At 66.5% G+C, this 24,171-nt stretch carries 19 protein-coding genes and 1 CRISPR repeat array; of the genes, 12 read left to right on the forward strand and 7 right to left on the reverse strand.

All coding sequences use genetic code 11. The features are described from left to right. Positions 1 to 19: 19 nt before the first annotated feature. Complete coding sequence (locus Tharo_RS15245) at positions 20 to 1,243, reverse strand: alpha-hydroxy acid oxidase (protein WP_211309625.1); 1,224 nt, start codon at positions 1,241 to 1,243, stop codon at positions 20 to 22. 167 nt (positions 1,244 to 1,410) lie between these two features. On the opposite strand from Tharo_RS15245, the gene trxC reads away from it, so the two are divergent. After that, positions 1,411 to 1,848, forward strand: a complete 438-nt coding sequence (gene trxC, locus Tharo_RS15250; RefSeq protein ID WP_107221940.1) for a thioredoxin TrxC — start codon at positions 1,411 to 1,413, stop codon at positions 1,846 to 1,848. A gap of 71 nt (positions 1,849 to 1,919) precedes the next feature. Here the strand turns inward: trxC and Tharo_RS15255 are convergent, their stop codons facing one another. Continuing rightward, the gene (locus tag Tharo_RS15255) at positions 1,920 to 2,303 is read right to left on the reverse strand and encodes a pyridoxamine 5'-phosphate oxidase family protein (RefSeq protein WP_107221941.1); all 384 of its coding nucleotides are present in this window, start codon (positions 2,301 to 2,303) and stop codon (positions 1,920 to 1,922) included. Positions 2,304 to 2,506: 203 nt separating this feature from the next. Beyond that, positions 2,507 to 3,460 (reverse strand): IS1595 family transposase, encoded by a 954-nt coding sequence (locus Tharo_RS15260; RefSeq protein ID WP_107219617.1) that lies wholly within the window; start codon positions 3,458 to 3,460, stop codon positions 2,507 to 2,509. A gap of 233 nt (positions 3,461 to 3,693) precedes the next feature. Between Tharo_RS15260 and Tharo_RS15265 the strand changes: the two genes are divergently transcribed. From Tharo_RS15265 to cas2, 7 genes are all read left to right on the forward strand, one after another. Continuing rightward, on the forward strand, positions 3,694 to 5,967 hold the full coding sequence (locus tag Tharo_RS15265; RefSeq protein ID WP_107221942.1) for a CRISPR-associated helicase/endonuclease Cas3: 2,274 nt from the start codon (positions 3,694 to 3,696) through the stop codon (positions 5,965 to 5,967). Positions 5,968 to 6,281: 314 nt separating this feature from the next. After that, positions 6,282 to 6,956, forward strand: coding sequence for a type I-C CRISPR-associated protein Cas5c (cas5c, locus tag Tharo_RS15270; protein ID WP_107221943.1), 675 nt, complete (start codon positions 6,282 to 6,284; stop codon positions 6,954 to 6,956). Further along, entirely contained in the window at positions 6,953 to 8,770 is a 1,818-nt protein-coding gene (cas8c, locus tag Tharo_RS15275) for a type I-C CRISPR-associated protein Cas8c/Csd1 (protein WP_107221944.1), read from the forward strand. The genes cas5c and cas8c overlap by 4 nt, the downstream gene beginning before the upstream one ends. Continuing rightward, positions 8,770 to 9,663 (forward strand): type I-C CRISPR-associated protein Cas7/Csd2, encoded by an 894-nt coding sequence (gene cas7c / locus Tharo_RS15280; protein WP_107221945.1) that lies wholly within the window; start codon positions 8,770 to 8,772, stop codon positions 9,661 to 9,663. Before cas8c ends, cas7c begins: the two co-directional genes overlap by 1 nt. Positions 9,664 to 9,682: 19 nt before the next feature. Continuing rightward, positions 9,683 to 10,315: a CRISPR-associated protein Cas4 gene (gene cas4, locus Tharo_RS15285; RefSeq protein ID WP_107221946.1), complete on the forward strand. Its 633-nt coding sequence runs from the start codon at positions 9,683 to 9,685 to the stop codon at positions 10,313 to 10,315. 3 nt (positions 10,316 to 10,318) lie between these two features. Continuing rightward, positions 10,319 to 11,359: a type I-C CRISPR-associated endonuclease Cas1c gene (gene cas1c / locus Tharo_RS15290; protein WP_107221947.1), complete on the forward strand. Its 1,041-nt coding sequence runs from the start codon at positions 10,319 to 10,321 to the stop codon at positions 11,357 to 11,359. A 9-nt stretch (positions 11,360 to 11,368) separates the two neighbouring features. Further along, the gene (gene cas2, locus Tharo_RS15295) at positions 11,369 to 11,659 is read left to right on the forward strand and encodes a CRISPR-associated endonuclease Cas2 (protein ID WP_075147801.1); all 291 of its coding nucleotides are present in this window, start codon (positions 11,369 to 11,371) and stop codon (positions 11,657 to 11,659) included. 195 nt (positions 11,660 to 11,854) lie between these two features. After that, positions 11,855 to 14,035: direct repeats of the CRISPR family, unit length 32 nt; unit sequence GTCGCGCCCCGCACGGGCGCGTGGATTGAAAC. 127 nt (positions 14,036 to 14,162) lie between these two features. Here the strand turns inward: cas2 and Tharo_RS15300 are convergent. Both Tharo_RS15300 and Tharo_RS15305 read right to left on the reverse strand, forming a co-directional pair. Beyond that, positions 14,163 to 14,927, reverse strand: a complete 765-nt coding sequence (locus Tharo_RS15300) for a UDP-2,3-diacylglucosamine diphosphatase (protein ID WP_107221948.1) — start codon at positions 14,925 to 14,927, stop codon at positions 14,163 to 14,165. After that, positions 14,927 to 16,159, reverse strand: a complete 1,233-nt coding sequence (locus tag Tharo_RS15305) for a glycosyltransferase family 4 protein (protein ID WP_107221949.1) — start codon at positions 16,157 to 16,159, stop codon at positions 14,927 to 14,929. The genes Tharo_RS15300 and Tharo_RS15305 overlap by 1 nt, the downstream gene beginning before the upstream one ends. Positions 16,160 to 16,360: 201 nt before the next feature. On the opposite strand from Tharo_RS15305, the gene siaA reads away from it, so the two are divergent. From siaA to siaD, 4 genes are read left to right on the forward strand one after another with little or no spacing between them, the layout of a single operon-like run. Beyond that, positions 16,361 to 18,352 (forward strand): biofilm regulation protein phosphatase SiaA, encoded by a 1,992-nt coding sequence (gene siaA / locus Tharo_RS15310; protein WP_107221950.1) that lies wholly within the window; start codon positions 16,361 to 16,363, stop codon positions 18,350 to 18,352. Between the two features lie 42 nt (positions 18,353 to 18,394). Beyond that, entirely contained in the window at positions 18,395 to 18,937 is a 543-nt protein-coding gene (siaB, locus tag Tharo_RS15315; RefSeq protein ID WP_107221951.1) for a biofilm regulation protein kinase SiaB, read from the forward strand. Positions 18,938 to 18,974: 37 nt separating this feature from the next. Next, positions 18,975 to 19,355 (forward strand): biofilm regulation phosphoprotein SiaC, encoded by a 381-nt coding sequence (gene siaC / locus Tharo_RS15320; protein WP_107221952.1) that lies wholly within the window; start codon positions 18,975 to 18,977, stop codon positions 19,353 to 19,355. Continuing rightward, positions 19,352 to 20,161, forward strand: coding sequence for a biofilm regulation diguanylate cyclase SiaD (gene siaD, locus Tharo_RS15325; RefSeq protein WP_245880925.1), 810 nt, complete (start codon positions 19,352 to 19,354; stop codon positions 20,159 to 20,161). Before siaC ends, siaD begins: the two co-directional genes overlap by 4 nt. A gap of 45 nt (positions 20,162 to 20,206) precedes the next feature. Here the strand turns inward: siaD and Tharo_RS15330 are convergent, their stop codons facing one another. Next, positions 20,207 to 21,808, reverse strand: coding sequence for a sulfatase-like hydrolase/transferase (locus Tharo_RS15330; RefSeq protein ID WP_245880926.1), 1,602 nt, complete (start codon positions 21,806 to 21,808; stop codon positions 20,207 to 20,209). A 179-nt stretch (positions 21,809 to 21,987) separates the two neighbouring features. Next, positions 21,988 to 24,171 (reverse strand): acetate--CoA ligase family protein, encoded by a 2,184-nt coding sequence (locus Tharo_RS15335; protein ID WP_107221954.1) that lies wholly within the window; start codon positions 24,169 to 24,171, stop codon positions 21,988 to 21,990.

Genomic DNA, 24,171 nt, shown 5'->3' on the forward strand with positions numbered 1-24,171 from the left:
CCGCACGCACGCAGCTTCTTCATGTCGTGACAAATTTCCCGTGCTCCCGGGCGAGCCAGGGCTCCCGCTCCGCCGCACCGACGAAGCGGGCATCGACCGCCGCCATCTGCGGGCAGCCGATCAGCCCCAGGGTGCGCGCCATTTCGGCACGCAGGATCTCCAGCGCACGCCCCGCCCCGGGCCCGCCGGCGGCCGCCAGGCCGTACAGCGTGGCCCGCCCCGACATCGCCGCGTCCGCCCCCAGCGCCCGCGCCTTGACGAAGTCGCTGCCGCGGCGCAGGCCGCTGTCGACGATCACCGTCATTTCCGCCCCCACCGCCGCACGCACCGCCGCCAGCTGCGCGATCGGCACCGGCGCAGTGTCGAGCTGGCGGCCGCCGTGGTTGCTGACGATCACGCCGTCAGCGCCCGCCGCCTGGGCGCGCAGCGCATCCTCGGCCAGCAGCACTCCCTTCACCAGCAGCTTGCGCGGCCACTGCCGGCGCAGCCGGCGCACCTCGTCCCAGGTGAGCGAAGGGTCCATCTGCGCAGCGAGGAAGGTGGCGGCGTTGCGTGCGCTGTCCTGGCCCGGCGGCAGCGCATCGCCCAGGTTGCGAAAGCGCGGCACGCCGTGCGGCACCAGCACGTCGGCCACCCAGCGCGGATGGAGGGCGACGTCGATCAGGTTGCGCGCGGACAGCTTCATCGGCGCGCGGTAGTTGCGGCGGTCCCACTCGCGGTTGCCGAACACCGCAGCGTCGGTGGTCAGCACGATCGCCTCCACCCCGGCACGCTCGGCGCGCCGGAGCACCGCGTCAAGATTGGCGCGGTCCTTGAATGGGTAGATCTGCATCCAGTGGCGCACCCCGGTGGCGGCAATTTCCTCCAGCGCCAGCGTCGACACCATGCTCTGGCAGAACGGGATCCCCGCCGCGCGCGCCGCCTCGGCGAGGAGGCGGTCGCCTTCGTGGGTGAGCAGGCCATTGAAGCCGGTGGGCGCGATCACCGCCGGCATCGCGATGGGCTCGCCGAACAGCGACACCGCCAGCTCGCAGCGCGACACATTGACCAGGGTGCGCGGCAGCAGCAGCAGTTCGTCGAAGGCGCGGCGGTTGTGTGCGAGGGTGAGCTCGTCGTCGGCGCCGCCTTCGAGGTATTCAAAGCAGAAGTTCGGCAAGCGGCGCGCCGCCATCGCCCGCAGCTCGGCGATGCTGTGCGCGCGGGCAGGGTCGCGGCCCCGGTAGAGGCGACGTTTCGGAGTCACGGGAGGACTTCTTCCACGGAGGAGAAGCGCCCGATTGTACCCGCGCCAGCACCCCGGTCGACGGCCCGCCGGCATGCGGCGGCGCCTTCCGTTCCGGCAGCGGACGTGCTTGAAGCGGTGGGATCCGCCCCTATATGAGCAACACCTGATTTTCCCGGAAGCGCACCATGTCCGATTCCCTGCATCTGGTCTGCCCGCACTGCGATGCCGTCAACCGCATCCCCGCCGCCCGCCTCGCCGACGCCCCCACCTGCGGCCAGTGCAAGCGCCCGCTGTTCACCGCCCACCCGGTCGAGCTCGACAGCACCCGCTTCGAGCGCCACCTCACGCGCAGCGACATTCCCCTCCTGGTCGACTTCTGGGCGCCCTGGTGCGGCCCCTGCCGCACGATGGCCCCCGCCTTCGCCCAGGCCGCCGGCCAGCTCGAACCCCGGCTCCGCCTGGTCAAGGTCGACACCGACGCGGAGCAGACCCTCGCCGCCCGCTTCGCCATCCGCAGCATTCCGACCCTGGCCCTGTTCCGGGGCGGGCGCGAAGTCGCGCGCCAGGCCGGGGCGATGGGCGCGGGAGAGATCGTGCGCTGGGTGCGCAGCCAGGGCGGGTGAGGGTCGGACGAAAAAGGCGATGAAAGCGGCTCCCTCGAATTTTGCTTTTCAAGACCAGCCGCCCGCGACGGTCACAGCTGGGTGGCTGCCGCTTCCACCTCGATCACCAGCGCCCCTCGCGCCCACGGGAAAGCCGCCTTGGCACGTTCGGCCAGCGCGCCCTCGGTGACGATCGCGCCGGTGCCGCGCAGGACCGCGCCTTGCCCGGGGCCATGGCTGCCCCGCACGGCGCGCGCGGCGACGAAGACCTGAACACGGTTGTCGCGCTGCAGGTTCTGCTCGGTCTGGTGGTAATAACCGGCTGGAAGAACCAGGCGGCGCCCCTCCACGCCGAGGCGGCGCAGGTAGTCGCCCCAGTTGCCGACCAGGTGCGGACCGTCCGGCCCCTGGGTGACGATGGTGAGGAATTCGGTATTGTCCAGGAGTTCCTGGATCACGGGTTCGATAGCGCTCATCACGGGCTCTCATGTGCAGCCGGGCGGAGGCACGGCAGCGCGCGCGGCCACCCCGGCATCGGGTTGAAGAAATCGACGCGGGCTCCCGCATCGGGAAACGTCTGGCGGTGGACTATCGGCGCAGTTCGCTGATCTGCGCTTGATTTCCATCAAATGAATCCAGCCCCCGGGGTTTCATAGAGAGAGCGCAAAACCCCTCCTGATTAGCAATGAACCTCAGCGGTCCGAATCGCGCGCTGCGGGAGCGGCCCGCAGTTGGCTGCGGCGACGAGCAGGCGCGTATGCAGTGCCCGGAGATCGAATCGGCGGTTGAAGCGGTAGGCGAAAGCGGCGAGGTAACGCGCCGCATACTTTCGGAAGTCGAATGCATGGTAGCTCCCGTTCAGACTGGTCTTGAGGTTGCCCAGCACGGTGTTGATCCACTGGAATTCGGGCAAGTCCTTCGGTTTGCGTCCAGCGACGACGGTCGGCTGATGCGTGCATCCAGCCGCCGTGACCGCACCGAAACACGCCAGCCCATCGGAGAACACAGTGCTGCCGGGGGCCAGATGCGTCGTCGCCCACTGCCCGATCGCCTGGAGGCTGAAGCCCGGTACGGGCGTGAGTTTGGCGCGCAAGGGGTGGCCGTCATCACTGAGGGAGACGGCGGCGACGAAAGGGACCTTGTTTTCCGAGCCGCGACCGACCTTGCCTCCGCTGCGCTCACCGCCGAGGTAGGCATCATCGATCTGGACCTGGCCTTCGAGGACATAGCGCTGCTCGCGTTCGGCCATCGCCTGCATCAGCTTGTGGTGGATCAGCCAGGCGGTCGGGTAGCTCACCCCCAGGTGCCGCTTGAGGGCGAGCGCCGACAGACCGGTCTTGGCTTGGCTGATGAGGTAGATCGCGAGGAACCACACGGTCAGGGCCAATTTCGTGCCCTGCATCACGGTGCCCGCGATCAGCGAGGTCTGATGCCGACAGGCCTGGCACTGGAACAGCGCGTGGGTTCGCCCGCGCACCCGGCTGTAGGCGGCCCCATCGCAACTCGGGCACCGAAACCCCTGCGGCCAGCGCGCCTGCTCCAACGCCGCCGCGCACTGCGCTTCGGTCCCGTAGCGCTTGAGAAACTCGGGCATCGACAGGCCGGGTTGAAACTGGATTCGGTTCATTGCCATGGCTCCACCTCTCACCAGATATACTGTACGTACATACAGTATAGGCCCGGCGACCGTGGCCGGCCAGCTTGGCTGATCATCATTGCTAATCAAGAAACCCCTTGACGGCGTTCCCTCATCGAACACAGAAGGCCCTCACAATTCCCATCATCACTTTTCCACATACGCCAAAGTCATGGCATTATGCTTTGGAAATGTGAAGACACAGATGGACGCCGGTGACCAGAGCCGGAATGGATGAAATCTCGAGAGACCTGCCGCTGATGTTCGCGCACTCAACCACCAATTCGGGCAGGTCAGACTGGCAGCCGCTGCGCAGTCATCTTGAAAATGTTGGACGTATGGCGAAGGAGCGTGCCGCCATTTTCGGGGCCCACACTTTAGCGGAAACCTCCGGGCTGCTCCATGACCTTGGCAAGTACACCGCAGACTTCCAGCGCCGCCTTGCCGGCGACGCGATCCGTGTGGACCACGCGACGCGCGGAGCGATGGTCGCGATCGAGCGCTACGGCCCGCTCGGCTATCTGATCGCTTATGCGATCGCCGGCCACCATGCGGGGCTCGCCAATGGGCTCGAGAGCGGCGAGCGCACCGCGCTGCGCGAGCGCCTGCGCGGCACGGGTCTGCCGCCCTTGCTACCACAGTGGCAAGATGAGATCCGCTTGCCGGAAGCCTTAGGCGAGCTACCCTTCACGGGCGGCGCGGCGGGCGGGGCGATGTTCCAAGCCGCATTCCTCATTCGGATGCTGTTTTCCTGCCTGGTCGATGCCGACTACCTGGATACCGAAGCCTTCTACGACCGCATCGCACCGCCGGATCAGCGGGGCGATCGCAGCCGGCTACGCGCCGTGGAACAACCGTCGCTGGAGGCGCTGCGCGAAAGCCTCGACGCCTCCCTCGCCCGCTTCAGCGCTGATTCCGACGTCAACCGCATCCGCGCGGACATCCTGGCGCATGTCCGGAATGGAGCGCAGCACACCCCCGGCCTGTTCTCGCTGACCGTGCCCACCGGCGGCGGCAAGACGCTGGCCTCGCTCGCATTCGCGCTCGACCACGCAATCCGCCACAACCTACGGCGGGTGATCTTCGTTATTCCCTTCACCAGCATCGTCGAGCAGAACGCCGCGGTATTCCGGCGTGCGCTGGGTGAACTCGGCGAAACCTCGGTGCTGGAGCACCACAGCGCTTTCATCGCTCCTCAGCTTTCCCGTGACGATGCCGAGCGCTACCAGGCACAGGAGAAGCTGAGCCTGTCGATGGAAAACTGGGATGCGCCCATCGTCGTCACCACCGCGGTGCAGTTCTTTGAGAGCCTGTTCGCCGCTCGGCCGTCGCAGTGTCGCAAGCTGCACAATATTGCCGGTAGCGTGGTGATTCTGGACGAGGCCCAAACCCTCCCACTGAAGCTGCTGCGTCCGGCGGTCGCCGCCATCGACGAGTTGGCGCGCAACTACCGCAGCAGTGTGGTGCTATGCACCGCCACCCAGCCTGCGCTGCAGGCGCCCGAGTTCGTCGGCGGGCTGGAGCGGGTCCGTGAATTGGCGCCCGAGCCACCCGCACTGTTCCGCAAGCTGAAGCGCGTCCGGGTGAAACATGTGGGCGAACTGGACGACGAGGCTCTGACCGACCGCATGCGCGCGCACGAGCAGGTGCTGTGCATCGTGAACAACCGTCGCCACGCACGTGCGGTGTTCCAGACCATGTCGGATCTGGTGGGCGCGCGCCATCTGACGACGCTGATGTGCGCTCGCCATCGCAGCGAGGTGCTGGCCGGCGTACGAGAAGACCTGCGGCAGGGGCGGTCGTGCCGGCTCGTATCCACAAGCCTGATCGAGGCCGGGGTCGATGTAGACTTTCCCCTAGTGCTGCGCGCGCAGGCCGGGCTGGACTCCATCGCCCAAGCCGCCGGCCGCTGCAACCGGGAGGGGCGGCGCGCTGTCGCGGCCAGCGAGGTGCTGGTGTTCTCCACCGCAAACCCCGACTGGGCGCCGCCGCCGGAACTCAAGCAGTTCGCCCAGGCCGCCTCGACCGTACTACGCAGCCATACCAACGACCCGTTGTCGCCGGCTGCGATCCAGGCTTACTTCCGCGAGCTGTATTGGCAGAAGGGCAGCGCAGCGCTGGACTGCACCGACCTGCTGGGGTTGCTGCAGCGCAGCCGCCCCGACAGCCTGCCGATGGAAACGCTGGCGGCACGTTTTCGCATGATCGAGTCGGTGCAGATGCCGGTGATCGTGCCCTTCGACAAGGTCGCGCGTGAGGCGCTGCAGGCATTGCGCTTCGCGGACAAGAGCAGTGGCCTCGCCCGCCGCCTGCAGTCTTATCTGGTCCAGTTGCCCCGCCAGGGCTTCGAGGCACTGCGCAAGTCGGGTGCGATCCAGCCGGTGGCGCCCGAGCGCTGGGGCGAGCAGTTCATGGAACTGACAGTGATGGATCTGTACGACGAATGTTTCGGGTTGAGCTGGGACGATCCGGCCTTCTTAAGCAGCGAATCCTTGATGTGGTAGTTACAGGAACTGGCACATTGATTGACGTACATTGAACTTCCTAGGAACGCCGACTAGGCTGAACTCACGATCAAAGGGGTTACATCGTGGAGCAGCCAAAGGCACCGGGGCCGGATTTGCACATCAAGTTTGAGCTGAGCTTTCGACGGCACCGAAAACCTTTACTGCCTTGGTTGGTCATCGGCATCGCGTTGATCGGAGTGATTGAAAGACTGGTGCGGATGTGGATTGAAACCTAGGTCGTTCAATGTGAGTACGTGGGAAGAAGTCCGCCCCTCATCGTGAGGGGCGGCTTGAGCCATAAAGGAGGTGGAATGGCTTTTGGGGCAAGGATTCTGGTCTGGGGCGAACGCGCCTGCTTCACGCGACCGGAGATGAAAGTCGAGCGCGTGAGCTATGACGTCATCACGCCTTCCGCCGCGCGCGGCATCCTGGAAGCGATCCACTGGAAGCCGGCGATCCGCTGGCACATCGACCGCATCCACGTGCTGAAACCGATCCGCTTCGAGTCGATCCGGCGCAACGAGGTCGGCGGCAAACTATCGCCAGCCAGCGCGGCGAAAGCGATGAAGGCAGGCAGCACCGCCGGCCTCGCCACCTTCGTGGATGAGGACCGCCAGCAACGCGCTGCCACCGTGCTACGCGACGTACGCTACCTGATCGAGGCCCATTTCGAGCTCACCAGCCGTGCCGGACCTGACGACTCCGTTGGCAAGCATTTGGACATCTTCAACCGCCGCGCGCGCAAGGGGCAGTGCTTTCATGCCCCCTGTCTGGGCGTGCGCGAGTTTCCCGCCAGCTTCGCACTACTGGAGGACGATGCGCCCGCGCCCTTGCCGGACGATGGCGTGGAAGCCGACAAGGATCTGGGCTGGATGCTGCACGACATCGATTTTTCCGACGGAATGACCCCGCGCTTCTTCCGCGCCCATATGCACGGTGGCGTGATCGAAGTGCCGCCGTGGCAGGCTGGGGAGGTGAAGGCATGATCCTGCAGGCCCTTGCGCGCTACTACCAGCGGCTGATCGAGCAGCGGGCAGATGGGGTCGCGCCCTACGGCTACAGCCCAGAGAAAATCAGCTACGAGATCGTACTTTCACCCGATGGCGGAGTGCTAGCGGTAAACGACATCCGTGACACCACCGGGAAGAAGCCGCAGCCTCGGGTGCTGGAGGTGCCCCAGCCCGAGAAGCGCACGGTCGGCATCAAGTCCAACTTCCTGTGGGACAAGACCAGCTATGTGCTCGGCGTCAGTGCCACCAGCAAGCGTGCCGACAAGGAGCACGAAGCCTTCAAGGTGCTGCATGAAAGTGCGCTAGCGGGCGCGCCGGACGAGGGCCTGAAGGCCTTGCTGGCCTTCCTGCAGCGCTGGTCACCCGAGCAGTTCCAGGCACCGCTGTTTTCCGACGAGATGCTGGACGCCAACCTGGTATTCCGCCTCGATGACGAACATCGTCATCTTCATGAGCGCGAGGCCGCGCAGACCCTGCGCGCCCGTTTGTTGGGCGGTGGGGAGAAAGGTGCCGGGCCGGCGGCAGCCGCCGAGGGAGTCTGCCTGGTGCACGGCGAATCTGCGCCCATTGCCCGCCTGCATCCTGCAATCAAGGGCGTGAACGGCGCCCAGAGTTCGGGGGCCTCTCTGGTTTCCTTCAACCTCGACGCCTTCACCTCCTATGGCAAGAGCCAGGGAGACAACGCGCCGGTGTCCGAGCAGGCGGCCTTCGCCTACACCTCAGCGCTCAACCACCTACTGCGGCGCAGCGTGGACAACCGCCAGCGCCTGCAGGTGGGCGACACGACGGTCGTGTTCTGGGCCGAGGCCGTCGACAACGGGGCCGATGCTCAGGCCGCGGAGAGCTTCCTCGCCAGCCTGTTCGCTCCGCCGGAGGACGCCAGCGAGGCCGAACGCCTGCGCGTGGTGCTCGACGGCCTGAGCGAGGGCAGACCGCTGGCGGAGCTCGATCCCAGCCTCGCCCCCGGCACCCGTATGTACGTGCTAGGTCTGGCGCCGAATGCCTCGCGGCTGTCGGTCCGCTACTGGCAGGTGGACACCCTGGAAGTGTTCGCCAAGCGGCTGGCCCAGCATGCGCAGGATCTGCACATCGAACCGCTGCCCTGGCGCATCGAGCCCACCGTGTACCGCCTACTGCTCGCAACCGTGCCCAACCGCGAAGGGGCAATGCCGAAGGCCGACGACGCTTTCGACAACCTGATCGGCGAAACCATGCGCGCCATCCTCAGCGGTGGCCTGTACCCGCGCAGCCTGCTCGCCAGCACCATGATGCGCATCCGCAGCGACGGCAATCTTTCCGGCATGCGTGCCGCGATCTGCAAGGGTGTCCTGGTGCGCGAGCGCCGCCTGGGCATCCGCACTTCCGACGAGGAGATCCCCGTGAGTCTAGACAAGCAATCGACCCAGCCCGGCTACTTGCTCGGGCGGCTATTCGCGGTGCTGGAGTACGTGCAGCGCAGCGCGCTGGGCGGACAGGTGAACGCCACCATCCGCGACCGCTACTACGGCGCAGCCTCGGCGACACCAGCCGCCATTTTTCCTGTGCTGCTTCGGAATACACAGAACCACCTGGGCAAGCTGCGCAAGGAGCGGCCCGGCCAGGCAGTGGTGCTGGAAAAGGAAATCCGCGAGATCGTCGAAGGCCTGCCGGATCGCTTCCCGCGCAGCTTGAAAATCGAGGATCAGGGCCGCTTCGCCATCGGCTACTACCACCAGTCCCAGGCCCATTTCACCAAGCGCGACGCGACCGGCGGCGCAGCCGAAAACACCGAAACCGAAGGAGCCATTTGATGACGGCCATCGCCCACCGCTATGAATTTGTCTATCTGTTCGACGTCACCAATGGCAACCCCAATGGCGACCCCGACGCCGGCAACCTGCCGCGCCTCGACCCGGAAACCAACCGCGGGTTGGTAACCGATGTCGCCCTCAAGCGCAAGATCCGCAACTTCGTGGCCCTGGATAAGGAAGGTGGCCCCGGGCACGCGATCTACATGCAGGAGAAGGCCATTCTCAATCTGCAGCACGAAAAAGCCTGGAAGGCATTGGACATTCCGCCCGACACCAAGGATGGCTACAAGAAACTGCCCAAGGACGAAGCCAAGGCGCGGGAGATCACCGCCTGGATGTGCACCAATTTCTTTGACGTGCGTACCTTCGGCGCGGTGATGACGACCGGGATCAATGCCGGTCAGGTGCGCGGTCCAGTGCAGTTGGGCTTCGCCACTTCGGTCGAGCCAGTGTTGCCGCTGGAAATCTCCATCACCCGCATGGCAGTCACCACCGAAAAGGAAGCCGAGGCGCAAAGCGGCGACAACCGGACCATGGGCCGCAAGCACATCCTGCCCTACGGCCTGTACCGCGCGCACGGCTTCGTCTCCGCCAAGCTGGCCGAGCGCACTGGTTTTTCCGATGACGATCTGCAGCTGCTGTGGCGTGCCCTCATCAACATGTTCGAGCACGACCGCTCTGCCGCACGCGGCGAGATGGCGGCGCGCAAGCTGATCGTGTTCGAGCACGCAAGCGCCATGGGCGACGCGCCGGCGCATGTGCTGTTCGACACCGTCAAGGTCGAACGCGCAACGCTGGAGGATGACGGCCCGGCGCGCAGCTTCGCCGATTACCGCGTCCACATCGATGCAGAAGCGCTGCCTCGTGGTATCAGCGTGCGCGAATACCTCTAAGCGAACGGAGTGCTGAAGGATGGAAGAAGACGACCTCATCCCGATCTCCGCCCTTCAGCATTACCTCTACTGCCCACGTCAGTGTGCGTTGATCCACGTCGAGCGTCTGTGGGCGGAGAACCGTCAGACCGCCGAGGGGCGCCTGTTCCACGATCGCGCCGACAAGCCGATGGTGGAACGGCGCCACGGCGTGCGCACGGTCACGGCAATGCCGCTCTCCAATGCCGAACTGGGCATCGCCGGCGTGGCCGATGCAGTGGAGTTCCACTCCAGCGACGAGGGCGAGTGTCCCTACCCTGTGGAATACAAGCGCGGCCGGCCCAAGGCGCATCGCGCCGACAAGGTGCAACTGTGCGCCCAGGCACTATGCCTCGAGGCCATGTTCGGCGTGAAAGTGGTGGAGGGAGCGCTCTTTTACGGCACGCCGCGCCGGCGGCAGGTCGTTGTGTTCGACGATGCATTGCGTAGCCTGACCCTGGCGGTCATTCGCGACACCCGCATCATGATCGCCGCCGGGCGCACACCGACCGCGACCTACGATGCCGGACGCTGTGACGCTTGCTCGCTGATCGATCTGTGCCAGCCGCGGCTGCTTGCGCGTGCTGCCGGAGTCGAAGGCTGGCTGCGCCGGCAGTTGAAGCACGAGGACTGAAGAATGCGCCGTCAACTCAATACCTTGTACGTCACCACCGAGGGCGCCTGGCTTAAGAAGGACGGCGCCAACATCGTCATGGAAGTCGAGGGCAACGAGCGCGCCCGTCTGCCCGCGCACATGCTCGAGAGCCTCGTCTGCATCGGCCGCGTGCTGGTCTCACCGCCGCTGCTAGGCTACTGCGCCGAACAGGGCATCAGCGTGTGTTTTCTGTCCATGAACGGCCGGTTCCTGGCACGCGTAGAAGGGCCCGTATCGGGCAACGTCCTACTGCGGCGCGAGCAATACCGGCGCAGTGACGATCCGGCTGGATGCGCCGCGATCGTGCGCAACCTGCTGCTGGGCAAGGTGCATAACCAGCGCGCAGTCGTGAGCCGCGCCGTGCGTGACCACGGCGACAGCGTAGATGAATCTGCCCGCCTTGCGCTTGCACGAGCGCGGGAACGGCTGCGGCGCATTGCCGAACGATTGCTGATCGAAACTGAACTGAATACACTGCGCGGCCTTGAGGGGGAAGCGGCCCAAGCCTACTTCGGCGTGTTCGATCACTTGATCCGAACGGAGAAACCTGCGCTACGTTTCAACGGCCGCAGTCGGCGACCACCGAAGGACGCCATCAACGCCTTGCTATCCTTCCTGTACACATTGTTGACACATGACTGCCGGTCGGCACTGGAGACGGCAGGACTGGACCCTGCTGTCGGTTTTCTCCACCGGGACCGCCCCGGCAGACCCAGCCTGGCTCTCGACCTGGTCGAAGAGTTTCGTCCGCTCCTGGCAGACCGCCTTGCCCTGTCACTGCTGAACCGCAAGCAACTGGATGAACGCGACTTCGTAACGCTCGACAACGGTGCAGTACTGCTCAAAGAGGGTTCGCGCAAGACCGTGCTGGCTGCCTATCAGGAACGCAAACGCGAGGAGTTGTGGCATGCATTCTTTGAGGAGAAGGCGCCACTCGGGCTCTTTCCTGCGCTACAGGCACAACTGCTGGCGCGCCACCTCCGTGGTGACCTGGACGCCTACCCATCATTCCTGTGGAAATAGGGCGCAGACATGATGGTGCTGGTAAGTTACGACGTCAGCACCCGGGAGACGGGTGGAGACCGGCGCCTACGCCGGGTGGCCAAAGCATGCCGAGACTATGGCCAGCGGGTGCAATACTCGGTGTTCGAGATCGAGGTCGATCCAGCTCAGTGGGTCATGCTGAAGCAAAGGCTGATCGACCTGATCGACCCTGTTCAGGACAGCCTGCGTTTCTACTATCTCGGCAAGCACTGGCAAGCTCGGATCGAGCACATCGGCGCCAAGGCTGTACTCGATCTCAACAGCCCACTGATCTTATGACCGATCCAAGATGTCAAGTGCGAACCTGAAGCTCCGTGCAAATTCCCAGCCCATTCGCGCTTGTCTTATGAGTTTGATCTAGAACGGTTTCCACTGTGATATCGAGTTTGTAGAAGATGTGCTGAGACCCATTTATGGGTAGCTCGCCGAAATAGCCAGAATTACGCTATAAATTCAGCATGTTACATTGACGCGGTCGCGCCCCGCACGGGCGCGTGGATTGAAACGCGTACTGCTCGATGCGCTTCACGCGGGCGCCCTCGTCGCGCCCCGCACGGGCGCGTGGATTGAAACCCTCTTGCTCCGACAGCGTAACGTCCGGGAATGCGTCGCGCCCCGCACGGGCGCGTGGATTGAAACCCGATCAGGTCGAGCGTGCGCTCGCGCGGATACAGGGTCGCGCCCCGCACGGGCGCGTGGATTGAAACAGCCCGGATGCCTTCATGTCGTCGGCCAGTGCCACGTCGCGCCCCGCACGGGCGCGTGGATTGAAACCGTGCTTGGGGAAGTGGTTGAGATAGACGTTCAGGGTCGCGCCCCGCACGGGCGCGTGGATTGAAACATGCGTAGGCCTCGGTCTGCATTGCGCGCCCGCCTGTCGCGCCCCGCACGGGCGCGTGGATTGAAACCGCGACGGGCAGCAGGTTGCCGGCGTCGAAGGCGACGTCGCGCCCCGCACGGGCGCGTGGATTGAAACAAAAAGAAGGTCGAGACAGGATTGCGCACCAGGTAATCGGTCGCGCCCCGCACGGGCGCGTGGATTGAAACACGTACATGCGCTGCTCGGGCTGGGCCGTGGCGGCGAGTCGCGCCCCGCACGGGCGCGTGGATTGAAACCTTGATGGCGCCCTCGAGGTTCCGCGACCAACCCTCGTCGCGCCCCGCACGGGCGCGTGGATTGAAACAATATTGAACCTGTCGGTTTTGGTGAGTATTTCGGGTCGCGCCCCGCACGGGCGCGTGGATTGAAACGCCGGCGGCGATCGGTTCGACCCGGTCGAGCTCGGGTCGCGCCCCGCACGGGCGCGTGGATTGAAACCTCGAAAACGCAGTGGAAGTACCCAAAGGACGTCGTCGCGCCCCGCACGGGCGCGTGGATTGAAACACACCGGATGCCATGTCGATATGCTCGCAGTTCCCCGGGTCGCGCCCCGCACGGGCGCGTGGATTGAAACGCCCGCCCCGCAACATCCACCTTCCCGACCCCGCGTGTCGCGCCCCGCACGGGCGCGTGGATTGAAACGTGTTTTGACGATTGGAATTATTCCGATGGTTCCGTCGCGCCCCGCACGGGCGCGTGGATTGAAACCAGTTTGACCTGAAAGACGAGGATGGAGAAGTGCGTCGCGCCCCGCACGGGCGCGTGGATTGAAACGGCGAGCTGGGCGCGGACATGCCGGCCACCGAGGGTCGCGCCCCGCACGGGCGCGTGGATTGAAACTCCTGTAAACCCTCACCTATTGGCGCCCTCTCGAGTCGCGCCCCGCACGGGCGCGTGGATTGAAACACGACGGCTACGTGCAGTTTGAACTGCGCTCCAGTCGCGCCCCGCACGGGCGCGTGGATTGAAACCGGCGGAGGCGGCCTGATGCTCTGCGCGGAAGTCGGTCGCGCCCCGCACGGGCGCGTGGATTGAAACGTTCCAACCCGGCCGCCGGTTGTTTGCCGACGACGGGCGTCGCGCCCCGCACGGGCGCGTGGATTGAAACCGCGTTGTCCGTTGCGACATAGTCAGGCTGATGCGTCGCGCCCCGCACGGGCGCGTGGATTGAAACTTGACCGCGACGTTGCCCACGCTGGCGCTCGATTGTCGCGCCCCGCACGGGCGCGTGGATTGAAACTCCAGCGGCTGGTCGAAGGTCAATCGCCGTGTGGTCGCGCCCCGCACGGGCGCGTGGATTGAAACCAGCAATTCATCCTCGACCTCGAAAAGTCCATCGCGTGTCGCGCCCCGCACGGGCGCGTGGATTGAAACATCCGGGGCGTGGCTCTCCCCCCTCACCTCCCCGGGTCGCGCCCCGCACGGGCGCGTGGATTGAAACTCGGTTCGGTTGGGCTCATGCGGCTGGCTCATCGGTCGCGCCCCGCACGGGCGCGTGGATTGAAACTTCGTGATGACGGCCATGACCTTCTGCCCGTCGAGGGTCGCGCCCCGCACGGGCGCGTGGATTGAAACGTTGGTCACCTCGATCAGGTGGGCGATGATGTCGAGTCGCGCCCCGCACGGGCGCGTGGATTGAAACGTACATCAGAGGCAGCGATGCGCTGATGTCGTACGTCGCGCCCCGCACGGGCGCGTGGATTGAAACTCTGCAACGTAGGTTTGCCAGGCCGTACAGGCCACGTCGCGCCCCGCACGGGCGCGTGGATTGAAACGAGCCCACCGACCCGCAGTACCAGCGCACTGAATCGTCCCGCGCTGTCGCGCGGATTAAAACTTGCTCGGGTACACGACATCACCACCGTCGTTGCTGTCAGCCACCTTGTTGTCGTCTCTGCCAACCTATCCCATCTGCACGCTGGGACCGTTTTCCATCCCCCGCCAATGCACGACTTCGAGGCGGCCGTCGAAGTGTTCGACGACCGCGCTGCACGAGTCGACCCAGTCGCCGCAGTTCAGGTAGCGGACCTTGCCGATCCGGCGGTCGGAGGCCCAGTGGATGTGGCCGCAGATCACCCCATCCACGCCACGCAACTGGGCGGCGTGCGCCATGCTGTCCTCGAAGTCGAAGATGAAGCCCACCGCCTTTTTCACTTTCTGCTTCGCGTACCCGGCCAGCGACCAGTAGCCCGGCATGTGCAGCAGCCGGCGTGCCCGCGACAGCAGATGGTTGAGCCGGACCAGGGCGTTGTAGGCGACATCGCCGAGCACCGCCACCCAGCGGTGGTGACGCGTGACCTGGTCGTATTCGTCACCGTGGATCAGCCAGTAGCGACGGCCATCGATCGTCTCGTGTTCACATTCGGATTCCACCCGGATGTCGCCGAAGGTGATGCCGGCGTAATCGCGCAGGGCCTCGTCGTGGTTGCCGGGGATGAAGACCACGGTGCAACCGTGGCGGGCGCGGCGCAGCACCTTCTGCACCACGGTATTGTGCGCCGGAGCCCACTGCACGCTGCGGTTCATCGCCCAGAAGTCGATGATGTCGCCGAGCAGGTAGAGGTGCTCGGATTCGAACTCCTTCAAAAAGGCGAGCAGGTTTTCGGCCTGGCAGGCGCGCGTGCCCAGATGCACGTCGGAAATGAAAACGGAACGCACCGCCGGCATCAGTCGGCACGCCCTCCGGCGCCAGTCGCAGCCGGCCACGGCTGCGCAGCCCCACCGCGGCGCCAGGCGCGGAGCAGCGCATCGGCAAAAGTGTCGACGACGTGCCCCCAGCTCAGGCCCTCGGCGCTGCGCCGCGCAGCCTCCCCCAGCTCGGCACGAAGCCGGTCATTTACAGCCAGCTGGATCGCCCGTTCGATGAAACCGTCCTCATCACCGCAGCGCACCACGGCGCCGTTGTCCAGATCCCGGATCGTTTCGGCGGCGGCGGCGTAGCCGTAGGCCAGCGTACACACGCCGCTCGCCATCGCTTCCAGGGTGACGTTGCCGAACGTTTCGGTCTGGCTGGGAAAGAGAAACAGGTCGGATGAAGCGTAATGTGCGGCCAGGTCTTCACGGTGCCGGGTTCCGGCCAGGACCGCATCGGGGCAGGTACGGGCCAGCGTATCGCGCAAGGGGCCGTCACCGACCAGGATCAACCGGGCATCGGCCCGCTGCTCACGGATCGCGGCAAAGGCGCGCAGCACCAGGCCGAGGTTCTTTTCCGGGGCGAGGCGTCCGACGCTGATCACGGCGAGGCCGTCAGGGGCAAGGCCCCAATCCCGGCGCAAGGCTTCGCTGCGCCGCAACGGATCGAACAGCGCAGTATCGACTCCGCGCCCGATGGCTTCCACCCGTGCATACCCCTGGTCGCCCAGGCTGCGCACCAGCTCGGCCGTCGGCACATAGGTGGTGGCGCTGCGGTTATGGAAACGGCGCAGATAGGCGGCCACCGGCCGGCGCAGCCAGCCGATGCCGTAATGCGCGCTGTAACGGTCGAAATTGGTATGGAAGTCCGATGTCACCGGCACACGCAGCGTGTTCGCCACGGTCACCGCGCTCCAACCGAGGGGGCCTTCGGTCGCCACGTGCACCAGGTCAGGACGCCGCCGCGACCACTCGCGCAGCAACCGGGAGCGGGCCGGCAGACCGAACCTGAGCCCATCGTAGCGCGGCAGCTTCAAGCCCCGCACCAGCACTTCATCGAATCCATGCGCGCCCGCCGGGGTGGAGTCGGAGGCCTGACGCGGACGCACCAGCTGCATGTCGTAGCCGCGCTCGACCAGGCCGTCGACCATCCGTTCGAGCGTCATGGCCACCCCGTTTACTTCGGGCGGAAAGGTTTCGGTCACCAGCGCGATGCGCAGGCGGGATGGCGGACAGGGTGCTTCCGTCGTGCAATCGAGCGCTCTCATGGCGCTGCAGCGTAGGCGACCCGCAATACAACTCGGTTACGCCGAAATTGCGCGCCCGTTAAACCAACCCGCACGGCAACTCGTGCACTTACCGCCGCCATTGCCGCGCCCCTGATGCAACGATAAGCTAAACTTCAGCGCCGGCCCGCCAGGGGTCTGCCACCCATCCGTCGCACGCATTCGGAAGCACCGGAACACATCATGCCCACCTGGGGACACGGACTACGGGCAAAATCCGCCCTCGCCCTGCTGCTCGCCTGCCTGCTCGCGCTGCTGCCGGCGGCCTTTTTTGCCTGGCGGGCATTCGACGAGGTCAAGACCCATCTGGGCGAAGGCTATGCGCGCAACTTCACCGAGTTGCATCGCCAACGCATCCTCGGCCCGATCGCGCGCGAACTGGCGCTCGCCCACCGCCTGGCCGACTCGGTGGCGATCCGCCACTGGCTGCGCGACGAGCGCGACCCCTCCCGCCAGGCGCAGGCGCGGGAGGAGGCGGAAGGCTTTCGCCGGGCGTTCCGCGACCACAGCTACTTCCTCGCCAGCAGCGGCTCGCTCGACTACTACTACAATGACCCGGCCCAGGATTACAGCGCCGCGCCCCGTTACCGGCTCGACCCGCAGAAAGCCGACGACGCCTGGTTCTTTTCCACGCTCGCCGCCGCCCCCCGCATCAACATCAACGTCAACCCCGACCGCTGGCTGAAGCAGGCCAAGGTCTGGCTCAATGTCGTCATCGAAGACGACGGCCGCCGCCTGGGCATCGCCGGCACCGGCCTGGATCTGTCGCGCTTCATGAAGGAATTCATCGACGCCGGCATTGCCGGCCTGACGCCGATGATCATCGACCGCAGCGGCGTGATCCAGCTCCACCCCGACACCCGCCTGATCGCGCTCGGCTCGGGCGCGCGCCACGATGCCGAAGCGCGCACCCTGGCCAGCCTGCTCGCCGACGCCGCGGAGCGCGACGCGCTGCACGCCGCCCTCGACCGCGCCGCCGCCACGCCGGGTACGGTGGAGCAGCTGTGGGTGACGCTCGATGGCGGCCGGCGCCTGCTGTCGCTGTCCTATCTGGACGAGCTGCGCTGGTACGTGCTGACCGCGGTCGATCTCTCGGTGGCCGAGATCGTCGATCGCGGCTGGGTCCAGGGCGCGGCGGCCGGCTTCGCGCTGCTGATCGTGCTGATGCTGGCGAGCTTCAGCTTCGCCGTCGACCGCCTTGTGCTGCGCCCGCTGAAAGCCCTTCACCACTCGGCGCTGGCCCTCACCCGCGGCGAAACCGTGCGCCTGCCCCCGCCGGGCAGGGACGAACTCGGCGACCTGTCGCGCGCCTTCGGCACCATGGCGGCAAAGATCCGCGCCCACACCGATGAACTCGAGGACAAGGTGCGCACGCGCACCGAGGCGCTGCAGGCGGCCAACACGGCGATGAGCGCGGCGCAGAAAAAAGTCCGCGATTCGATCGAATACGCCAGCCTGATCCAGCGCGCGCTGCTCCCCGACCAGCGCCTGAGCGAACTCCTCGGCCCCCATCACTTCGCCCTGTGGCGGCCGCGCGACACCGTCGGCGGCGATTTCTACCTGTTCCGCGCCGAAGGCGGGCACAACCTGCTGGGCATCGTCGATTGCGCAGGCCATGGCGTGCCCGGCGCGCTGATGACGATGCTGGCGCGCGCCGCCTTCGACGACGCCATGAACCGCATCGGCCTGGAGCGGCCCGCGGCCCTGCTCGCCCATGCCGACCGCACCCTGCGCGGGATGCTGCAGGCCTCGCAGCTGCCGCGTGCGATCGCCACCAACATGGACGCCGGCCTGGTGTGCGTGGACCGCGGCACACGCCGGATCCTGTTCGCCGGGGCGAAGATCTCGCTGTACTGGAGCGACGGCGACACGGTGGCGGAAATTCCCGGCGTGCGCCGCGCGCTCGCCGACCGCCGCCAGGCCGAGTTCGTCGAGCACAGCCTCGCCCTGCCGGCGGGTGCGACCTGCTACCTGGTGACCGACGGCTATCTCGACCAGGCCGGCGGCGAACATGGATTCGGCCTCGGCAACAGCCGTTTCGCCGAACTCCTGCGCAGCATCGCACAGCGGCCGATGGCCGAGCAGGCACAGGCCCTGGACCAGGCGCTCGATGCCCACCGCGGCCACCACCCGCAGCTGGACGACATTACAATTCTTGCATTCCGCATCGACTGAGCCCACTGTTTACCCCGCCTGCGCATCAGGAGCCCCACCTTCATGGAATATCTCGACCTTTTCGGCCTGCGCGACCTGTTCAACCGCAACCGCATCCTGCTGTGCTTCAACGGTCCGATCTCGCGCAGCCTGATCGAGGAAATCGGCCACGCCCTGAAAAACTACCTGCAGGCGCAGAACGCCACCCCCTCGGCGGCGATGGACGTCTTCGGCGTGTACATCGAAATGACCCAGAACATCCGCCACTACGCCGCACTGCGGCAGTACGGCGAAGAGGACAGCGCGGCCACCATCATCGTCGCGCACCAGCCGGACGGCGCCTACCTGGTCCAGGCCGGCAACCTGGTCGAAGCCGGCGACGGGCCCCTTCTGATGGCCCGCATCGATGCGCTGTCCGGCATGGACAAGGCCGAACTCAAGGCCGCCTACAAGGAGCAGCTGCGCAAGCCGCGCGATGCCGCGCTCAGTTCCGGCGCCGGGCTGGGCCTGCTCGACATCGCGCGCAAGTCCTGCCAGCCGCTGTCGGCCAGCGTCAGCGCGGCGAGCGACGGCAAGGTGTTCTTCAGCCTGAGGGCGGTCATCTGAAACTCCGCCACATCCCCTACCCGACCGAAAAAACGCCATGACGATCCTGAACATCCCCGGAACCCAATCGACTCCCACCATCACCGCCGACTGGGAGGCCGGCCTGCTGAAGATGGACGGCGACTCCTACCCCGAGAACTCGTTCGAATTCTTCGGCGAGATCCTCGTCTGGGTCGAGCGCTTCCTCGCCGAAACCTCCCGCCCCCTGCGCCTCGATCTGCAGCTGATTTACATGAACACCAGCTCGGTGAAGGCGATGATGGACATCTTCGACATGCTCGAGGACGCCCATGTCCGCGGCCGCGAAGTCCGCGTCGACTGGTACTACCATCCGCGCAACGAGCGCGTGAAGATGCTCGCCGAGGAATTCCGCGAAGATTGCAGCTTCCCCTTCGAGATCGCCGTCCAGCCATCGTGAACACCGCCGCCGACACCCCGCTGTCGAGCGGCCCGGCCCTGCTCGACGAGATCCGCGCGCTGCTCGACGACCCGGCGCTGCGCGGCGACCCGCTCCATGCCCCGCTCGCGCAGCTCCATGCGCTCGCCCGCGAACAGCACGAACGCATGGCCCGGCTGATCCGCATCTCCGACGGCTATCACGACTGGTCGCAAAGCCGCGCCGAAGACCTCAACGCCCGCTTCGACCACCACGTCCGCCGCCTGGAAAAGCTCGCCCGCATTTCCGACCGCTACCAGAATTCGCTGCGCGAACTCAGCGAGAGCCTGCGCGAAGCGTCGATCACCGACGCCCTGACCGGGCTGCGCAACCGTCGCTACCTGATGGAGCGCCTGCGCGAGGAAAACGGCCTCGGCAAGCGCAGCGCCCAGGTCTATTCGCTGGCGATGGTCGATGTCGATCGCTTCAAGGCGATCAACGACCGTTTCGGCCACGAAACCGGCGACATCGTGCTCCACCGCATCGCCGGCGCCCTGCAGGGCGCAATCCGCGAACACGACATCTGCGGACGCTGGGGCGGAGAGGAATTCCTCCTGATCCTGCCCGGGACGCCGCTGGCCGACGGTTGCCACCTGGTCGAGCGCCTGCACACACGGATCCGCGACCTGTACATCGATGCCGAGCCGGGCGGCGGCATCCAGGTTTCGATCAGCACCGGCCTGACCGAGTATCGCCCCGGCGAGGCGCCCACCCACACGCTGGCGCGGGCCGATGCCGCATTGCTGCAGGCGAAGGAGGGCGGGCGGGACCGACTGGTCGCGATCTGAACGCTCCCCGCCCCGGGCTCCTTCCGACCGCAGCCTGATCGCCGCTCAAGGAACCAGGGCGACGCTGCCGGCTGCGGCCGCTGCCGGCCCGCTCCGCACCGAGCGGGCCGGCAGCGCATCGCCTGCACCTTCCTCCACCGGCTCCCACAGGGCGCGGTAGGTCGCGCTGTAGTTCATCAGCTGCTCGGACATGCGCGCCAGGCGGTCGGGCGGACGCGGCGCCCGCAGCGGACCGATCGCCGAATACCCCAGGCCGGCGCGCCCGCCCTTCACCTGCAGCCCGATCAGGTCGAGGATGGTCGGCAGCATGTCGAAGTGGGTGACTTCGTCGGTGTTCTTGGCCAGCCGCCGGTCCTTGCCGATCAGCAGGTTGAACACCCGCCTCTGGGAATTCTGGATCAACTTCGGATAGGAGGTGTTGCCCATCGCCAGATGGTCGCCCTGAACGACGATCGCCACTCGCTCGAGCCCGCCACGGGCGATGATGTATTCGACGAAGTCCGCCACCAGCCCGGCGGTGCACTCGACGATGCCGTCGAAATCGCCATAGCCCTGCTGCGCACACTGCGGGGAGAGGTGGCCGTAGGGGTGATGGGTGTCGATGGTGAGGACGTTGAGGTTGAACGGCCGGCGCGACTTCATCAGCCGGTCGAACTCGGCGCGCGCATGGCGGAACAAGTCGTCGTCGCGCAAGCCCCAGCCGCTCATGCGCTCGGGCGGTTCCCCGGCGGAAATCCACTCCTCGCGCCCCATCACTTTCTCGTAACGATGGTCGCGAAAGAACTTGCCAACCCCGGCAAAAGCCAGGCTGGAGCCGTTGAGGAACACGTTGCGGTAGCCTTCCGCAGCGAGGATGTCGCCCAGGCAGCGCGCATTCGGCAGGTAGCGTTCGATCTTTTCGCCCTGCATGTTGCCGCCGAACATCGCCACCGATTTCAGCGGCAGGCCGCACTGGGTCGCCACCAGCCCGGCGATGGTGAAGTGCGCGCCCATCATCTCGTGGTAGTCGTCGAAGGACACCACTCCCGGACGCGACTTCAGCGCATTGAGGCGGTGCAGCAGGTCGCGGCCGAACAGCGCCGGATCGGAATAGGTGCTCTCCAAGCTTTCGACGTAGATCAGCACCAGGCTCTTCGGCGCTTGCCGGCCACGGACGAGGCCGACCCGGCCGGGATCGACGTAGGTATCGGAAAAGTAGTCCTCGCCGAAATAGGCCCGCACGTAGCGCGCCACCGAGAAGCTGTCGACGAAGAAGGCCGCCCCCGCGCCCAGCACCACCAGCGGCACGATCCGCGGCAGCGTGTGGCGCGCCCCGCGATGGACCCATTCGCCCAGCCAGTGGCCACCCGCCCGCAGGCGGTCGCGTACCGCATGCAGCAGCGGCAACGGCCAGCCCGTGCCGCGGGCGTGCACGCGGCCGACCCAGCCGTCCACCGCCCACAGCAGCAGCGCCAGCAGCAACGGCAGGGCCAGGCCGCGCCACAGGAAGCGGCGGGTGAGCTCGGGGTCGCTGGTCAGCACGCCTTCGGAGCCGAAGCGCAGGTGGTAGAGCACCTGGTCGATGCTGACCGAGCCGAACTCGTCGGTCAGCCAGCGCGGCACCGCATACAGCAGACAGCCGGCCAGAATGGCCAGAAATCTGAGCATTTTCCCGACACCCATCTTGCCCCCGCGCACGCAAGCCCCTGCGCGTACCTCGGATGGAACGCACGCAGAAGGTGCGCAATGCTACCGCAACAAATCCGTCATCGAATCCTCATCTTTGTGTCGACATGCAGCGCACGCCGCCGCCGAAGCGGGAAAGCGCGGAACGGCGGCGCGCCCGCTCAGCAGCTCACCACGGCACGGTTGATGATCACCCGCGCATCGACCACGGCATAGCCGTCGGGGTAGGCGATGACCGGGTTGAGGTCGAGCTCGGAGAGTTGCGGATAGGCGCTGACGATGCTCGACACCTTCAGCAACAAATCGACCAGCGCCGCCTTGTCCACCGCCGCCTCCCCGCGCACGCCTTCCAGGATGCGGCGCCCCTTGAGCTGGTCGACCATCGATTCGGCGTCGAAGCGCGACAGCGGAATGGCGCGGAAGGCGACATCCTCGAGGATCTCGACGAAGATGCCGCCCAGGCCGAACATCAGCACCGGGCCGAAAATCGGGTCGCGCACCACGCCGACGATGGCTTCGGTCCCCTTGCGCGCCATCGGCGTCACCAGCACGCCGCGGATGTCGGCGTTCGGGTCGTAGGCCCGGCAGCGGGTCATGATCCGGTCGTAGGCTTCGCCCAGCGCCGCCTCGCCAACCAGATTCAGCACCACGCCGCCGGCGTCGGACTTGTGCAGGATGTCCTTCGACACCACCTTCATCGCCAGCGCCTGGCCGCCGAAATGCGCCGCCGCCGCGGCCAGCTCGTCGGCGCCGTGCACCACCCGCTCCTCAGCCACCGCCACCCCATGGGCGCGCAGCAGCGCTTTCGCCTCGAACTCGTAGAGGTCGCGGCCTTCGTTCTGGGCACGCGCGAACATCGCCTGCATGTCCTCGACCGGCGTCACCCCGGGCTGCAGCGGCTGGCCGTGCTGGTGGGCGAGGTAGGCGCCGCGCTCGCCGAGCGCCTGCAGCACCCGCACCGCGTGTTCGATCGAGGCGTACACCGGCAGCCCGGCCTCGTGCAGGCGGCGCAGCGCCGGCGGCTTGACCGGCGCATAGAGGCTGTAGATCACCAGCGGTTTGTCGATGCGGCGGGCGAGCTCGATCATCGACTCCGCGGCGCGCATCTCCCCGCCGAGGAGGGACTCGGCGAAGCGGGTGTGGTAGCCGCCGAACATGCCGACGAGGAACACCGCATCGACGCTGTCGTCCTCGGCGGCGATCTCCATGCAGCGCGCCAGCACTTCGGGGTCGGCATCGGAGCTGCCGGCAACATCGACCGGGTTGGCGAGCGAGGCCTGCGGCAGCAGGATCGCCGCCAGGCGCTTGCGCGTCGCTTCCGACAGCGGCGCCAGCTCCAGCCCGGCTTCGGACAGGCGGTCGGAGGTGATCGTGGCCTGGCCGCCGCCGTCGGCGATCACCGCCACCCGCTTGCCGCGCGCCTGCTGCAGCAGGCCCAGGCCTTCGGCCACCGGCAGGATGCGGTCGGAATGGTGGACGACGGTGACCCCGACCTGGCGCAGCAGATCGACGGTCATCGCATAACTGCCGGCGAGCGCCCCGGTGTGCGAACTGGCGGCCTTCTTGCCCAGCTCGGTGGCGCCCGACTTGTACACCACCACCGGCTTCAGCGGGGTGATCTCGCGCGCCGCCTGGAGGAAGCGCTGGCCATCGCGGAAGCCTTCGACGTACAGGGTCGCGACCCGGGTGCGCTCGTCCTCGCCAAGGTAGCGCAGGTAGTCGTTGAAGCCGATGTCGGTCTGGTTGCCGGGGCCGACGTAGGTGGAAAAGCCGACGTGGCCGTTGTGCTCGGCCTCCAGCACCAGCGCCAGCAGCATGTTGCCCGACTGCGAGATGAAGCCGATGTCGCCGGCCTTGATGTTGCGCAGGTCGAGCAGGTTCACTTTCTTGTGCAGGTTGAACATGCCCGAGGTATTGGGGCCGATGATGCGCACTCCGCCCGCGCGCGCCGCGTCGAGCACCTGCTGCTCGAGCTTCGCCCCTTCCGCGCCGGTCTCGCGAAAGCCCGCGGCGAGAATCACTGCGCCTTTGACGCCCTTGCGCCCGCACTCGGCAATCAGCCCGGGCAAGGTCGCAGCCGGCGTACAGATCAGCGCGAGATCGACCGCGCCGGGAACGTCATCGAGGGTCGGGCAGGTCGGCACGCCGAGGATCTCGGACACTTTGGGGTTGATCGGGTAGATCCTGCCGGCGTAATCCCCCTTGATCAGGCCGACCATCGCCTTGTAGCCGCGCTTGGTCGGGTCGGCCGAAGCGCCGATGATGGCGATCGAATCCGGGGCGAGGAAGTCGTGCAGCGGGCTGCGGTGGGCGGAGGCCGCAAGTGCGGTGTCGTGCGTGCTCAT

Source organism: Thauera aromatica K172, assembly GCF_003030465.1.
In the GTDB taxonomy this organism is placed as follows: Bacteria; Pseudomonadota; Gammaproteobacteria; order Burkholderiales; family Rhodocyclaceae; genus Thauera; species Thauera aromatica.

What these genes read in the sequence shown, in the direction of transcription:
- trxC (WP_107221940.1), top strand. Translation starts at nt 1,411, where the DNA reads ATGTCCGATTCCCTGCATCTGGTCTGCCCGCACTGCGATGCCGTCAAC.
- Tharo_RS15255 (WP_107221941.1), bottom strand. Translation starts at nt 2,303, where the DNA reads ATGAGCGCTATCGAACCCGTGATCCAGGAACTCCTGGACAATACCGAA.
- Tharo_RS15260 (WP_107219617.1), bottom strand. Translation starts at nt 3,460, where the DNA reads ATGGCAATGAACCGAATCCAGTTTCAACCCGGCCTGTCGATGCCCGAG.
- Tharo_RS15265 (WP_107221942.1), top strand. Translation starts at nt 3,694, where the DNA reads ATGGATGAAATCTCGAGAGACCTGCCGCTGATGTTCGCGCACTCAACC.
- cas5c (WP_107221943.1), top strand. Translation starts at nt 6,282, where the DNA reads ATGGCTTTTGGGGCAAGGATTCTGGTCTGGGGCGAACGCGCCTGCTTC.
- cas8c (WP_107221944.1), top strand. Translation starts at nt 6,953, where the DNA reads ATGATCCTGCAGGCCCTTGCGCGCTACTACCAGCGGCTGATCGAGCAG.
- cas7c (WP_107221945.1), top strand. Translation starts at nt 8,770, where the DNA reads ATGACGGCCATCGCCCACCGCTATGAATTTGTCTATCTGTTCGACGTC.
- cas4 (WP_107221946.1), top strand. Translation starts at nt 9,683, where the DNA reads ATGGAAGAAGACGACCTCATCCCGATCTCCGCCCTTCAGCATTACCTC.
- cas1c (WP_107221947.1), top strand. Translation starts at nt 10,319, where the DNA reads ATGCGCCGTCAACTCAATACCTTGTACGTCACCACCGAGGGCGCCTGG.
- cas2 (WP_075147801.1), top strand. Translation starts at nt 11,369, where the DNA reads ATGATGGTGCTGGTAAGTTACGACGTCAGCACCCGGGAGACGGGTGGA.
- Tharo_RS15300 (WP_107221948.1), bottom strand. Translation starts at nt 14,927, where the DNA reads ATGCCGGCGGTGCGTTCCGTTTTCATTTCCGACGTGCATCTGGGCACG.
- Tharo_RS15305 (WP_107221949.1), bottom strand. Translation starts at nt 16,159, where the DNA reads ATGAGAGCGCTCGATTGCACGACGGAAGCACCCTGTCCGCCATCCCGC.
- siaA (WP_107221950.1), top strand. Translation starts at nt 16,361, where the DNA reads ATGCCCACCTGGGGACACGGACTACGGGCAAAATCCGCCCTCGCCCTG.
- siaB (WP_107221951.1), top strand. Translation starts at nt 18,395, where the DNA reads ATGGAATATCTCGACCTTTTCGGCCTGCGCGACCTGTTCAACCGCAAC.
- siaC (WP_107221952.1), top strand. Translation starts at nt 18,975, where the DNA reads ATGACGATCCTGAACATCCCCGGAACCCAATCGACTCCCACCATCACC.
- Tharo_RS15330 (WP_245880926.1), bottom strand. Translation starts at nt 21,808, where the DNA reads ATGCTCAGATTTCTGGCCATTCTGGCCGGCTGTCTGCTGTATGCGGTG.
- Tharo_RS15335 (WP_107221954.1), bottom strand. Translation starts at nt 24,171, where the DNA reads ATGAGCACGCACGACACCGCACTTGCGGCCTCCGCCCACCGCAGCCCG.